The sequence below is a fragment of the Tamlana flava genome (genome assembly GCF_041287255.1).
GTDB lineage: Bacteria > Bacteroidota > Bacteroidia > Flavobacteriales > Flavobacteriaceae > Tamlana > Tamlana flava.
Window position 1 is genome coordinate 464,032 of the sequence record NZ_JBGGTX010000004.1, and the last position, 14,573, is coordinate 478,604.

Genomic DNA, 14,573 nt, shown 5'->3' on the forward strand with positions numbered 1-14,573 from the left:
TGTTTGGGAAAATAAATCCGAATGGAATTATTGAGTCTGAGCGTTTATTAAATTCAGAATTACCTCAATTTTGGGAAATCACTTGGGTTGTACTCATGCATGATGGCATAAATAGCTTCAAAAATATCTTCCGCTGACGGTTTTGAAAAATAATCGCCATCGTTGCCGTACGCTGGTCTATGCGGTTTAGCGCTTAAGGTTTTTGGTGCGCTGTCTAAATACTGAAAAGCATTTTGTTTGTTTAAAACTTCATCTAAAATATAGGCTGAAGCACCACCAGGAACGTCTTCATCAATAATAATAACCTTGTTGGTTTTTTCTATGCTCTTAACAATATCGTGACTCAAATCAAACGGCATTAAGGATTGCACGTCTATAATTTCGACATCAATACCAACGGCCAATAAATCTTTTGCGGTTTGCTCAACAATTCGTAATGTAGAACCGTATGATACCACCGTAATGTCTGAACCTTCTCTTATGGTTTCAACAACTCCAATAGGCGTTTTAAGTGCGCCAAGGTTATTCGGCAATTTTTCCTTTAATCGGTAGCCGTTTAAACATTCCACAACAATAGCGGGGTCGTCGCCAAGAAGCAAGGTATTGTAGAAACCGGCAGCTTTGGTCATATTTCTCGGGACTAAGAGGTTAACCCCTTTTACCAAGTTTAAAAGACCGCCCATTTGAGACCCAGAATGCCAAATGCCTTCCAGTCTATGGCCACGCGTTCTAATAATTAAAGGTGCTTTTTGTTTGCCTTTTGTTCGGTAGTGGGTGGTTGCCAAATCGTCGCTTATGGTTTGTAGCGCGTATAAAATATAATCCAAATATTGAATTTCGGCTATAGGCCTTAATCCGCGCAATGCCAAGCCAATACCTTGTCCAACAATCGTAGCTTCCCTGATGCCTGTATCGGCCACACGCAATTCGCCATATTTTTCCTGTAAACCTTCTAGTCCTTGGTTTACATCGCCAATATTCCCTGTATCTTCACCAAAAACCAAGGTTTCGGGATATCTGGCAAAAATGGCATCAAAGTTATCACGAAGAATAATACGTCCGTCAACTTGTGGCGCGTCGTCATTATAGGTCGGTTTTATTTCCTTAATTCGGGTGTTGGAGCCCTGCGTTTCGGAATATAAATGCGAACTGAATTTAGGTTGTGCATGTTCAAAAATGGAATCAATCCAATTGGCAAGTTGTTTGCTTTCCGTGGTGGATTCGCCAATGGTGTATCTTAAGGCCTTTCTGGCGTGCGATAAAATATCTTTTCGAGTTGGCTCATTGATTGAGCTTAGGCTTTCCCTTATTTTAGCAATGAATACGCTATTTGTACTGATCGTTTCAATTTGTTTTAAAATGGAAATAAGCTCTTGTTGCTCATTTTTTATAGGCTTTAGGAAAGTACTCCAAGCATTTTTTTTGGCCTCCCGAACATCGCGTTTTGCTATCCTATCAATTTCGGTCAAAACCTCATTGGTGGCAATGCCACTTTCAATCATCCATTCACGCATTTTGCTATTGCAATCGTGACGGTTTTCCCATTCCAGTCGCTCTGGTGTTTTGTAACGCTCGTGTGATCCTGAGGTTGAGTGTCCTTGAGGTTGGGTGACTTCCGTAACGTGAATTATTACAGGAACATGCTCCTCTCGGGCAATGGCACCTGCCTCTTGAAAGGTTTCTACCAAATTGGCATAATCCCAACCTTTTACACGAAGGATTTCAAAGCCTTTGTTTTTTTCATCGCGCTGAAACCCTTTTAATATTTCTGAAATATTTTCTTTTGTGGTTTGGTGTTTGGCATGTACAGAAATGCCGTATTCGTCATCCCAAATGCTGATCACCATAGGAACTTGTAAAACACCGCCAGCGTTGATGGTTTCAAAAAACAGCCCTTCACTTGTACTGGCATTGCCAATCGTTCCCCAGGCCACTTCATTTCCATTTACCGAAAAATTTGTGGCATTGATGCCTTTAACTTCCCTGAAAATTTTGGATGCCTGTGCCAAGCCCAATAAACGCGGCATTTGTCCGGCGGTAGGTGAGATGTCTGAACTTGAATTATATTGTTTGGTAAGGTTTTTCCAGCTACCGTTATCATTCAAACTGTGGGTAACAAAATGCCCACCCATTTGACGACCGGCAGACATGGGTTCCAGCTCTAAATTGGTGTTGGCATATAGACCGGCAAAAAATTGCTCTGGAGTTAGTTCTCCAAGTGCCATCATAAAGGTTTGGTCTCTGTAATAACCCGACCGCCAATCACCTTTTAAAAAGGCTTTGGCCATAGCCAATTGAGGGACTTCCTTTCCATCACCAAAAATGCCGAATTTAGCCTTACCTGTAAGTACTTCGCGACGCCCCAACAAACTACATTCTCTGCTGATAACCGCTGTTTTGTAGTCGTTCATGACTTCAGCTTTAAAATCTTCAAATGAGAGGTTGTTTTCCAGGTCAGGTAGGGTTTGCATTTACTCAAGTTTAGCTTGGGCAAAAGTAGTTAATTTTTGCTTTGTCTCCAATAATATTGAACGCTAAATAGTTGTTAAATGTGTAAAAAAAAACGATTTTATGATTAAAATTTAAAAAATAATCACTTAAAAAGCATTTTAGGTTATAATTATTCAAAATACTTTAAAACCAGCGTCTCCTGAATAAGCCTAAAAGCACTTGTGGGTCCACAGTAAACATAAACCGTATTTTCTGATCGTAATTTGGTTGGCCAATTTCCCAACCTAAGTTGGAGTAAATAGGAAAGTAAATCTCAAAATAGTCGGTTACCAAATTAAGCCGAACACCCGAATCGTAAACAAAATGTGCAGCGTCCATTCTATTTTTTACCAAACCAATATCAGCATAAGCCAAGATGTATTTCCAAAGGGTTGTGCTTGCATTTAATGTGGTTATCCATTGGTTGGCATAAGGAGTGTCTAATTTTGATTTAAAACCACCTTCGGCTGTAATGTACTGTTGGCTGAATATTCCAGTGGCTTCGGATCTTCCCAAATAATTGTAATCGAACAGGTAATCTGTTGGCCTATCCAGAGCAAAGCTGAAATAGTCTGAGTTCGGGTCTATATTATTTTGTAAAAATGCTCCAGCAAACATGCGTAGATTCAATTGTCTGTTGCTTTCAAATAGGCGTCTGTATTCATAATTAAACGATAGTTTGCTGAATTTTTTCCCGATTTGAAAATCTGCAAACCAGCTGCTGAAATTAATTAAGTTGTCATTTGAATCGATATAACGAACATCAAAAATATTATAATTAGGTTCGGTGGACGTGAAAACATTATTGACGTCTTTATCCCTTTTAATATTTACATGCCTCAATTTGAGCATACTGCGTTTGTTGGATCGGAAGTCGTCGTTTTGCCGAAACATGAACGTTAATGAAGGGGTAAATTGGGTAACAAATAGTCCCGGTGCATACGAAGAATAACCACCAACAACACCATAGTTAATAAAATATAGATTGCTGTTATCCAAATAATGTGTTTGTGAAACCGCACCAGAGCCAGTTAGTGACTGGGATTTAAATGCATAATTGGTGCTAAAGCTGTAATTTAAAAGTTTTCTTAGAACCGTTTTATTATAGGTTTTTACGCCTAAAGTTACACCATCATAAATATTGTTGAATTCGGCCATGGGCATAAGAAAGACTTGATTGTAATTAGGGTCTTCAATGTCTTTGAACAATCGAAACTGAAGCGGTTTGTTGTTAAAAAAGAAACCTTTAAGCGATTTCCAATTGTCCCGAAGATTAATTTCTGGAATGGTATTGTCGTAGTTTAAAACCAGTTTGTTGGCATCATTTCTGGGAATGGTGATGGTTTTGTCGCCCTCAATGTTTTCAACCCATACTTTGGAAACAACCTCGTCGTTATTGAGACTGTACAGCGAAACAGGCATGCTGTTGTCCCTTTTGTTTTTTATGGTGATGGTTATGGAATCCTTGGTTTTTTCAACCTTTTTAATCTTAAAATCTATCTTCTTGCGCGTTTTTATATAGTCATTAAAGAACCAATCAATGTCCTTGGAAGTTTTTGATTTTATATAGTTTTCAAAGGCCTTAGCAGAGGTTTCCTTTAATTTATTTTCTGCCAAAAATGATTCTACACTTTCTTTAACGATATCGTGGTTTACAAAATCATCCAAATATTTCAAACCTATGCCAGCTTTGTATTTATTCGCTATATTGTGGTTAAACTTTAATAACGAGTCCTTTTGCATGCTTAAAGGTTGGTCCCTATTGGTCCGAGCCATAAGCATAAAGGCCAGAATGTATTTGTCGTTAAATTTCATATCTGCCACATGAAAAGATCGTACGCCCCAAAAATCGGCTATGGTACCCAAAAATTTCATGTCGGGGTAGTGCTCATCAACATAATTCATAAGGTAATAAATTTGTATGCCGTCAAGCAGCCATTGTTCTTTTCTAGGGTTGATCAATAAGGTGTTTTCCAAATAATTGTGCAACGCAATTTTTAGAAGTTTCAGCTCGTATTGAAAATGACTAGGGTATGGTTTAACAAAACTCGGCAGGAAATTTAAGCCATAAATAGGATTTTTATCATTGTCAATCTGGGACAATAAAATTCTTTTATGTGGATATTTCCCAAAACTTTTGAAAAGGAAGTTAGTCACTTTTTCAGTAATCAATACTTTATCCAGAACCTCAAGGTCTTTGTCAACCATATCTGAAACAATGGAAAAACCTTCTGTTTGAATGGTGTTGAATTTTGAATTTTTACTGAGGAAAAGTTTGGTGTTTATTCTATCTTTTCCTTCCAGATGAACAATTTGCTTGTTTGGAAGTTGGGTTATGCTAGCGGTGTTCAATTCTGAAGTCAAAACATAACCATTGGGATGTTCAATATCCATGGTAATGTCCGATTTCGGAATGAACATATCATCAAGGTCTTTGTTGCTGTAATATTGCCATTCCCCATCATAAATGGCAGGGGTAATGTACCAATACCTTAAATTATAATCGCCCTCATTTGTGATGCCGTAGCTTGTGAATTTGGAATTCGGTATTTGTACCGAATATACTAAATCAATCGTATAGGAGTCACCTGGTTTTAGGGGTTCGGGCAATTCTACCTTTATAACATCAATTTGATTTTTTACCTGTTGAAAATGTAATGCTTTACCATTTTGCTTTATTGAGGCCACAACGGAAAAACCACGATCTTCATTTTTTGCCAAATGAAAATCGTTTTTGTACTCGTCGGCCATTCTTATAGCCAATTGCGTTTTCTTTGTGGCGTAGCTGTTGCTCCAATCGTTAAGGTAAATGGTGCTTAGCTCATCGTTTGAGGTATTTTGGTATTGAATGGTTTGCGAGATTTTTATTTGTTTGTTTTCTACATCGAATACCGCTTTAAGGTCAATTTTATTTTGACCAAAAGAAGAAAAGCAGATGCATGAGAAAGCAACAAATTTGATTAGGAAGAATCTCAATTTTTCAATAACATTAATGGTTAGCAATTTGATTAAGGCGATGCAATATAGTAAAATATGGCGGCAAAAAATGATCTGTAATAAATATTATGCATGCATAGGTAATTTTGGTTTAAAACAATAATGCAAAACCTAAAAATTGGGGCTTAAGCGCGAGTCTTTGTAGAAAGTGTCCAATATCTCAATCACTTCATTTTCACTATCTACCAGATGGATGAGGTCCAAATCTTTTGGGCTAACATTTCCGAAGGAATTTAAAAGCGTTTTCTTAATCCAATCTATTAGGCCTTCCCAAAAATCTGTTCCCACTAATATTATGGGGAATTTCCCAATTTTATGGGTTTGTATTAGGGTGAGGGCTTCAAAAAATTCATCTAGCGTACCAAAGCCTCCAGGCATAACCACAAAGCCTTGGGAGTACTTTACAAACATAACCTTACGCACAAAAAAGTAATCGAAATCCAAACTTTTATCCGGATCAATATATGGATTGTCATGTTGTTCAAAAGGCAGTTCTATATTAAGTCCAACTGATGTTCCACCGCCTAAATGGGCACCTTTGTTGCCGGCCTCCATAATCCCTGGACCACCACCAGTAATGACGCCATAGCCACCTTCCACAATTTTTTTGGCAATATTTTCGGCAAGTTTATAGTATTTATCGCCCGGTTTTGTTCGTGCCGATCCAAATATGGATACACATGGACCTATCTTGCTCATTTTTTCAAAACCATTGACGAACTCGCCCATGATTTTAAAAATGGCCCAAGAATCGTTGGTTTTTATCTCATTCCAGCCTTTATGGTGGTGTTCTTTTCTCATAAATTTCCGTGTTCTAAATTTTACTAACCCGCTAATTTAGTTCTTTTTTCAAGAATTTAGCCGTGTAGCTTTTTTTGTCTTTTATTACTTCTTCGGGTGTGCCTTCTGCCACAATTTTTCCTCCACCTTTTCCACCTTCATAGCCTATGTCAATAATATGGTCTACCGTTTTGATAACATCCAAATTATGCTCAATAATAAGTACGGTATTGCCTTTGTTCACTAATTTATTGAGCACTACCATAAGGACACGGATGTCTTCAAAATGAAGGCCTGTGGTCGGTTCGTCAAGAATATAAAAGGTGTTTCCCGTATCTCGTTTTGAGAGTTCGGTGGCCAACTTTATACGTTGGGCTTCACCTCCGGAAAGTGTCGTGCTTTGCTGCCCAAGTGTAATGTAACCCAAACCTACATCCTTAATTGTTTTTAGTTTTTTATGGATTTTTGGAATGTGCTCAAAGAATTCTACAGCCTCATTCATGGTCATGTTGAGTACATCACTAATGGATTTTCCCTTATATCGAATTTCCAAGGTTTCACGATTAAAACGTTTGCCTTGGCATGTTTCGCATTCTACATAAACGTCTGGCAGAAAATTCATTTCTATAACACGTAAACCACCACCTTGGCAGGTTTCACATCGTCCACCTTTTACATTAAAACTGAAACGTCCGGGTTTATAACCACGTATCATGGCTTCGGGAATTTTAGCAAACAAGCTTCTAATTTCACTAAAAACGCCAGTGTAGGTTGCCGGGTTACTTCGCGGTGTGCGCCCAATAGGCGATTGGTTAATATCAATAACTTTATCAATATGCTCTAAGCCTGATATGCTTTTGTAGGGCATAGGTTTTTTAACGCCATTAAAATAATGGGCATTCAAAATAGGGTAGAGGGTTTCGTTGATTAACGTAGATTTTCCGCTACCCGACACACCTGTAACCCCAATCATTTTTCCCAAAGGAAATTTAACCGAAACATTTTTTAGGTTGTTGCCCGTACAACCTTTTAATTCCATAAATTTTCCGTTGCCTTCTCTTCGTTTTTTGGGAACTTTAATTTCCTTGGTTCCATTCAGGTAATCGGCCGTAAGGGTATGGTGGGTTTTTAACTCGTCAGGATTGCCAATGCTAATGATATCGCCACCGTGTTTGCCTGCTTTTGGTCCAATATCAATCACATAATCAGCGCGTTCAATCATGTCCTTATCATGTTCAACAACAATAACCGAATTGCCTATATCGCGAAGCGAAGCCAAGGAATTTATTAATTTTTCGTTATCGCGTTGGTGCAAACCAATACTTGGTTCATCCAAAATATAAAGTACGCCAACCAATTGCGATCCTATTTGGGTGGCTAACCTTATGCGTTGCGCCTCACCACCGGAGAGTGATTTTGAGCTTCTGTTCAATGCCAAATAATCCAACCCGACATCCAATAAAAACTGTAGTCTAGACTTGATTTCCTTAACGACTTCTTGGGCAATTTTGAGTTGTTTTTCCGAAAGGTGTTTGTGTAAATTATTAAACCAATTGGCCAGTTCAGCAATGTCGGTATTGGCCAGTTCGGCTATATTTTTATTGTTTATTTTGAAATAGAGCGACTCCTTCCTTAACCGTGAACCATCACAAACTGGACAGGTAATTTTATCCATAAAATCTTTTGCCCAGCGTTTTAATGAAGTTGATTCCGCCGTTTTATATTGATTTTCTATAAAGTTTGCAACGCCTTCAAATTCAATTTTGTAATCTCGGGTAACGCCCAATGTTTTACTCTCAACGGAGAATTTTTCATTTCCACCGTGAAGAATCATATGCTTGGCTTCTTCAGGAATATCCTTATAAGGGTCAGAAAGTTTAAAATTAAACCTTTGGGCAATGGTTTCAAGTTGTTTAAAAATCCAACTGTTTTTTTCTGGGCCATGTGGTGCTAAGGCTCCATTTTTTATGGAAAGTGAAGGGTTTGGGACAATTTTATGTTCATTGATTTGATGTAGCGTGCCAATACCATTGCAGTTGGGGCAGGCTCCTTTTGGGGAGTTGAACGAAAAGTTGTTAGGCTCTGGATTAGGGTATGAGATGCCACTTGATGGACACATTAAACTTCTACTAAAATAACGCGTTTCATTGGTGTCTTGGTCAATAACCAAAAGCACATCTTCGCCATGATACATGGCCGTGTTGATGGTTTCGGTCAAGCGCTTATCGTTGTCAACTTGGTCATTTATCACCAAACGGTCTATGACTATTTCAATATCATGTGTTTTGTAACGGTCTAGTTTCATGCCACGAACAATATCGCGAATCTCACCATCAGTTCTTACTTTTACAAACCCTTGCTTGGCTATTTGTTCAAACAATTCACGATAATGCCCTTTTCTGGAACGTACAACAGGAGATAAAATATTAATGCGCTTACCCTTAAAATCACTTATGATGAGTTCTTTTATTTGCTCATCGCTATAGCTAACCATTTTTTCACCCGTGTTGTAGCTGTATGCGTCACTGGCACGAGCAAACAGCAAACGCATAAAATCGTAAATTTCGGTTATTGTGCCTACCGTTGAACGAGGTGATTTGCTTGTTGTTTTTTGTTCAATAGCGATGACGGGTGAAAGACCATCAATTTTATCAACATCGGGGCGTTCCAAACCACCTAAAAACTGCCGTGCATAGGCCGAAAATGTTTCAATATATCGGCGTTGCCCTTCAGCATAAATCGTATCGAAAGCCAATGAAGATTTTCCGCTTCCAGACAAGCCCGTAATAACCACAAGCTTCTCTCTGGGAATAGATACATCAATGTTTTTAAGGTTGTGTACCCGTGCTCCTTTTACTTCAATAAAATCGGTGAATTGGCTCATGAAATCTTAGAAATCTCCCTATTTTGTAGGCAAGATTGCAAAGGTACAATTTTAGTTGTTAAATTGTTGTGAAGATTTATTTTGGATTTCTTATCATTGTGGAAGAAACAACCATTTGAACTAAAAATAAATATGAAATTATTAGGAATAGGCTCGCGAATAGACCACCCAGAATATGGAAAAGGAGTAGTAACCAATGTAACCTCACAGCACTATTGGGTGACTTTTATTGAAAATGGATTGGAAACCATTGATTTGGACAGCGATTTTGAGGTTATTGAAGCGGCCGATGGTGATGTAGATACCGTTAGCTTTTTTGAAGTTGAAAGCAGCCTTGTAAAGATTTTGAAAAAATGGAGCGATGTTAGCGAGGTTGTGACCATTGCGGATAAATACAAAGGAGGGAAAATAATTCTTGAACCAGCTGATACAAGCTTGAAACCCTATGATTTGCCCATCGATACGTTTTTTCATAAAATCACTATGGTAAGAGACAGGCTTCGTGTTATGGAGCAGCGCATTAATGCCAGTGATTTAGATGAGCAAGGTAAAATAGATTTACAGCAATACATTACAAGAATTTATGGCAGTTTAACAAGTTTTAATGTACTATTCAAATCAAAGAGCCATAATTTTGTCGGGCAAAAGGGGAAGTAGTTTATTTTGTGCCCTTGATGTCTTCTATTTGAAAACCAAAAAACATGAAGCTATGAAATGAGGGCAGTTTGGCGCCGCTTTCGGTAGTTGTCCAATGGCTCCAACTGGCTTCTAGACCACCAATCGGGAGAATATTAACCCACATTTGAAATTTGGTTGGCATGCCGTTTTCATCTAGATACCATAAGTAAGAATCTCCGGGCTTTGATCCGCCCGTTGTGAATGTAACAAGCAAGGCATCTTTGCCATCTTCAGTTTTTACCAATCTACGTTCTGTGCCAGGATCAAATATTTTGTAAGGTGCCACAAGCCAAAAAGAATCGTTTTCATAATACTTTTTGGCCTTTTTAATCAAGTCTTTTGAAATTTCGCCTTCATTTTTGAAACTATGGATGTAAACCTTACTTTTGGAATAGTCGTTTAAATTAAGTACCACTTTGTTTTCCTTCCAGTAAACGTCACAGGTGTTTTTTTCTCTGTCCCATTCATAGTGCCTTCGTTCTTTAAACGTCCAATCAATTCGGTTTGTGTTTTGGAAAGCTTCATAATCGAGGGCATTCAGCATTTTATGTGCTAAAGCATCGGCCTGCTCTCCTTGAATTCCAGTTGGTAAATTCTCATCATATTTAACATAAAGGAAACCAAAAAACAACAAACTGGGAAGCGTCAAAAAAATGATGACACCAGCAATTATTTTTAATGTTTTTTTTGGTTTCTTGCCCATTGCTTTTAAATATGCCCTTTAGGAATTGATGCCTAAATTATTAAATAAGCACCTTTTAAGGAAAGAAAAGCACTAAAAACCGATGGCAGTATCATCCCCTCGATAATCGGCACCACCTTCATACGACTTATCCTCTAAAACGAGTATTCCATCGACCTTGCCAATTACGGGTGTGACTTTTTCATTTATGGAATAACCTAGTTTTTCTAGGTTTTCAATAAGGGTTTTGTCAAATTTATTAGGCTCCATTCTTATTTCATCGGGTAACCATTGATGATGAAATCGGGGGGCATTCACAGCTTCCTGCATGGTCATGTTGTACTCATGGACGTTCAAGATAGTCTGTAAAACAGATGTGATAATGGTTGAGCCACCTGGCGTACCAACGGACATATACAGTTCCCCATTTTTCTCAACAATTGTTGGTGTCATGGAGCTTAACATGCGTTTTTCTGGAGCTATGCTATTGGCTTCAGCACCAATAAGCCCAAACATATTGGGTTCACCGGGTTTACTGCTAAAATCATCCATTTCGTTGTTAAGAAAGAAACCCAGCTCCGAGCAGTACAATTTAGAACCATAAGCTCCATTTAATGTTGTAGTGGCCGAAATAGTATTGCCAAATCGATCTATAATCGAGTAGTGAGTGGTTTCGTCGCTTTCTATAATTTGAATGTTCCCATGGGTTACATCTGTTGATTTTGTAGCTTTTTCAAAGGAAAAATCGTGCATTCTTCGGTTCAGATAGGTAACATCTACAAGGGTATCCATTGGAATGGGTACAAAATCAGGGTCGCCTAAATAAAAACTTCTATCGGCATAAGCCCTTCTTTCAGCCTCGGTAATCACCTGTATGCTTTTTAAGGAATTATGCCCGAATCCATCCAATGGAAAAGGTTCAATCATTTTCATGATTTGGGTTAAACAAACCCCACCACTTGAAGGAGGAGGCATGGAAATTATTTTTAAACCATCGTAAGTAAAGGTAATGGGTGTTCGCCATTTGGGTTTGTAATTGGCTAGGTCTTCTTCGGTAATGATACCACCATTATCTTGAATGAATTTTGCCAGAATCCTTGCTGTCTCTCCTTTATAAAAACCATCTTTTCCATATTTTAAAACACGTTCGAAAGTTTTAGCCAAGGCCTTATATTTAATGGTGTCGTTGACCTTCCAGTGCTTATCAAACAAAATGGAATCTTTATTCGCCTTTGGAAAAAGTGGTTGGTATTTTTTAATTCTTTTTTCTTGTTTTTCGGTAACAACAATTCCTTTTTTTGCCAGCTCAATTACAGGAGTTAAGATATCTTCAATGGGAAGCGCCCCCATTTTTTTATGAACTTCAAACACGCCAGCAATAGTACCTGGAACGCCAACTGCCATGGCACCAATGGTACTTTTTTCAGGGATTACATCACCATTTTCGTCTAAAAACATGTTTTTTGTTGCTGCTATAGGCGCTTTTTCCCTGTAGTCAATCGCTCCAATTTCTCCATCCCCTTTTCTATAGACCATAAAACCACCGCCGCCTAGATTACCGGCGTAAGGATATGCTACGGCCAAGGCCAATTCTGTGGCTGCCATGGCATCAAATGCATTTCCGCCTTTCTTTAAAATATCGATGCCGACTTGAGAAGCCTCAGCACGGGCAGAAACCACCATGGCAGTTTTGGCTAAAACACCTCTTTTGCCATCAACTGTTTTGATTTTTTTTTTACATGAGGCAAAGGCGATGAATAGTATGAAAATATAAATAGTATGTCGCATCATTTAATCATATTTAGTTCTTCAAGTTTTTGATTGGAGGAAATGATCAATTCATCAAAAAAGGTGGAGAATTCGTTTTCAAATTCGGAATAAAACGTTTCAAGTTCCACAACAGCTTCGTTCATACTAGAGCGGTTTTTAGTACGTCTGTTCATACCATCCAAAACCCTTGAAATTCCCTTAATGGAGGCATAGCTAACAAGCCAATTATTGGTCATCATGTAGGGCATCATTTTCCGCACCCTCAATGGAAGAATATCGTAGTGTACTTCAAGTGAATCATAAAAATCATCAACATATTCATTCAATGGAACAGGGCAATATTGCCTCCAGTTCTTCGCCAAAAAATGATCATATAAAATGTCTACAATAATCCCAGAATAATGTCCATATTTCTCGTGAAGCCTTTTGGTGCTTAATCTAACGGTTTCATGTGCATCGGTAAATGTGTCGATGTGACGGTGAAGCAATATGCCCGTTTGCAGGTCTTTTGGGTACTTTTTGTATTTACTTCCTTTTATGCCATCGGCAATAAAATTTCCAATAGTTACCAGATCATTGTCTCCTGAAAGATATATATGGGCGAGATAATTCATGAGTGAAATTTACAAATTCCGTTTTAAGAAAACCCATTTTAAAATACTATATTTCTTCTGTGAAAACTAACTTTTGTGTTTAAAAGAGTATAAAATTTAGTTTCACATCAGTAAACGCCTTGTTAATACATGAATTTCTTTCATTTGATTTCTTTTAATTTCCAAACGAAAAAATTCATGTATTTTTGTCTTTTAATTTTTAAACGTACTATGACACTGATCAAATCAATTTCTGGAATCAGGGGAACTATTGGCGGACAAGTAGGTGAAAACCTAACCCCAATAGATGCCGTAAAATTTGCCTCGGCCTATGGTGTATGGCTAAAACAACAGCGTAAAAAAGAGCACTATAAAGTTGTTGTGGGACGCGATGCGCGTATTTCAGGAAAAATGATTCAGAACTTGGTCATGAACACGCTTGTTGGCATGGGCATTCATGTGGTTGATGTGGGGCTATCAACAACGCCGACCGTTGAAGTAGCCGTGCCTTTAGAGCATGCAGATGGTGGTATTATTTTAACGGCCAGCCATAACCCAAAGCAATGGAACGCCCTTAAGCTTCTCAATGAAAAAGGGGAGTTTTTGAATGCCATTGAAGGTGGAAAGATTTTAGATATTGCTGAAAGCAATAACATGAGTTTTGCCGATGTGGACAGCCTAGGAAAAATAACAAAAAATAGTGCTTACATCGATTTGCACATTATTGAAGTGTTGGATCTGGATTTGGTTACCGTCAATGCCATTGAAGAAGCCCGTTTTAGGGTAGTGGTCGATGGCGTAAATTCTACTGGAGGTATTGCCATTCCTTTGCTTTTGGAGCGTTTGGGTGTTGATGTCATAAAAATACATTGTGAACCAAATGGACATTTTCCGCACAACCCAGAGCCTTTAAAGGAACATTTAACTGATTTATCTGAAGCTGTTAAAAAGTATAAAGCCGATTTTGGCATTGTGGTAGATCCTGATGTGGACCGTTTGGCGTTTATGGATGAAAATGGCGAAATGTTTGGTGAAGAATACACTTTAGTGGCCTGTGCCGATTATGTTTTAAGCAGAACTCCTGGAAACACGGTAAGCAATATGAGCTCTACAAGAGCTTTAAAAGATGTTACTGAAAAGCACGGTGGCACTTATGAAGCCAGTGCAGTAGGTGAAGTAAATGTGGTGAAACTCATGAAAAAGAACAAAGTGGTTATCGGTGGTGAAGGCAACGGTGGGATCATTTACCCGGCGGCACATTATGGTCGTGATGCACTTGTTGGTGTGGCTTTGTTTTTAAGTCTTTTGGCCGATAAAAACATAAGCGTAAGCCAACTCAGAAAAACCTACCCAAGTTATTTTATGGGAAAAAAGAAGATTGAACTTACTCCTGGTTTGGATGTTGATGGTATTTTAAAAACCATCGAAAATGGTTATAAAAATGAAAAACTAACCACTATTGATGGCGTTAAAATAGACTTTGCCGAAAGTTGGGTGCATTTGCGCAAAAGTAATACGGAACCTATTATTAGAATTTATACTGAAGCTAAATCCCAAGAAGAAGCTGATACCTTGGCCGATCGCTTTATTGCTGAATTGGGAGGGATTGCTAATAAATAACAAAAGAAACGATAATTCTTGTTCATCCCAATTTTAAAATTTTAGAATTGGGATGAATTTGTTTAAGGAGTTTCCAAAC

The 14,573-nt window shown here is 38.2% G+C and carries 9 protein-coding genes; 2 read left to right on the forward strand and 7 right to left on the reverse strand.

Annotated features, from left to right (window positions below):
• Nucleotides 1–59 precede the first annotated feature (59 nt).
• The 4 genes from ACB104_RS13835 to uvrA form a co-directional block, all read right to left on the reverse strand.
• Nucleotides 60–2,471: an alpha-ketoacid dehydrogenase subunit alpha/beta gene (locus tag ACB104_RS13835; RefSeq protein ID WP_370479650.1), complete on the reverse strand. Its 2,412-nt coding sequence runs from the start codon at nt 2,469–2,471 to the stop codon at nt 60–62.
• Nucleotides 2,472–2,634: 163 nt separating this feature from the next.
• Nucleotides 2,635–5,493, reverse strand: coding sequence for a gluzincin family metallopeptidase (locus ACB104_RS13840; protein WP_370479651.1), 2,859 nt, complete (start codon nt 5,491–5,493; stop codon nt 2,635–2,637).
• Nucleotides 5,494–5,598: 105 nt separating this feature from the next.
• Nucleotides 5,599–6,288 (reverse strand): LOG family protein, encoded by a 690-nt coding sequence (locus ACB104_RS13845; RefSeq protein WP_370479652.1) that lies wholly within the window; start codon nt 6,286–6,288, stop codon nt 5,599–5,601.
• A 31-nt stretch (nt 6,289–6,319) separates the two neighbouring features.
• Nucleotides 6,320–9,151: an excinuclease ABC subunit UvrA gene (gene uvrA, locus ACB104_RS13850; RefSeq protein ID WP_370479653.1), complete on the reverse strand. Its 2,832-nt coding sequence runs from the start codon at nt 9,149–9,151 to the stop codon at nt 6,320–6,322.
• A 132-nt stretch (nt 9,152–9,283) separates the two neighbouring features.
• On the opposite strand from uvrA, the gene ACB104_RS13855 reads away from it, so the two are divergent.
• Nucleotides 9,284–9,808: a DUF8685 domain-containing protein gene (locus ACB104_RS13855; RefSeq protein WP_370479654.1), complete on the forward strand. Its 525-nt coding sequence runs from the start codon at nt 9,284–9,286 to the stop codon at nt 9,806–9,808.
• Nucleotide 9,809: 1 nt separating this feature from the next.
• Here ACB104_RS13855 and ACB104_RS13860 read toward each other — a convergent pair whose 3' ends face one another.
• From ACB104_RS13860 to ACB104_RS13870, 3 genes are all read right to left on the reverse strand, one after another.
• Nucleotides 9,810–10,532: a hypothetical protein gene (locus ACB104_RS13860; protein ID WP_370479655.1), complete on the reverse strand. Its 723-nt coding sequence runs from the start codon at nt 10,530–10,532 to the stop codon at nt 9,810–9,812.
• A gap of 72 nt (nt 10,533–10,604) precedes the next feature.
• Complete coding sequence (gene ggt / locus ACB104_RS13865; protein ID WP_370479818.1) at nt 10,605–12,299, reverse strand: gamma-glutamyltransferase; 1,695 nt, start codon at nt 12,297–12,299, stop codon at nt 10,605–10,607.
• Nucleotides 12,299–12,895 (reverse strand): acyl carrier protein phosphodiesterase, encoded by a 597-nt coding sequence (locus ACB104_RS13870; protein WP_370479656.1) that lies wholly within the window; start codon nt 12,893–12,895, stop codon nt 12,299–12,301. The genes ggt and ACB104_RS13870 overlap by 1 nt, the downstream gene beginning before the upstream one ends.
• Nucleotides 12,896–13,105: 210 nt before the next feature.
• Here ACB104_RS13870 and glmM point away from each other — a divergent pair, with 210 nt between their 5' ends.
• On the forward strand, nt 13,106–14,494 hold the full coding sequence (gene glmM, locus ACB104_RS13875; protein WP_370479657.1) for a phosphoglucosamine mutase: 1,389 nt from the start codon (nt 13,106–13,108) through the stop codon (nt 14,492–14,494).
• Nucleotides 14,495–14,573 lie beyond the last annotated feature (79 nt).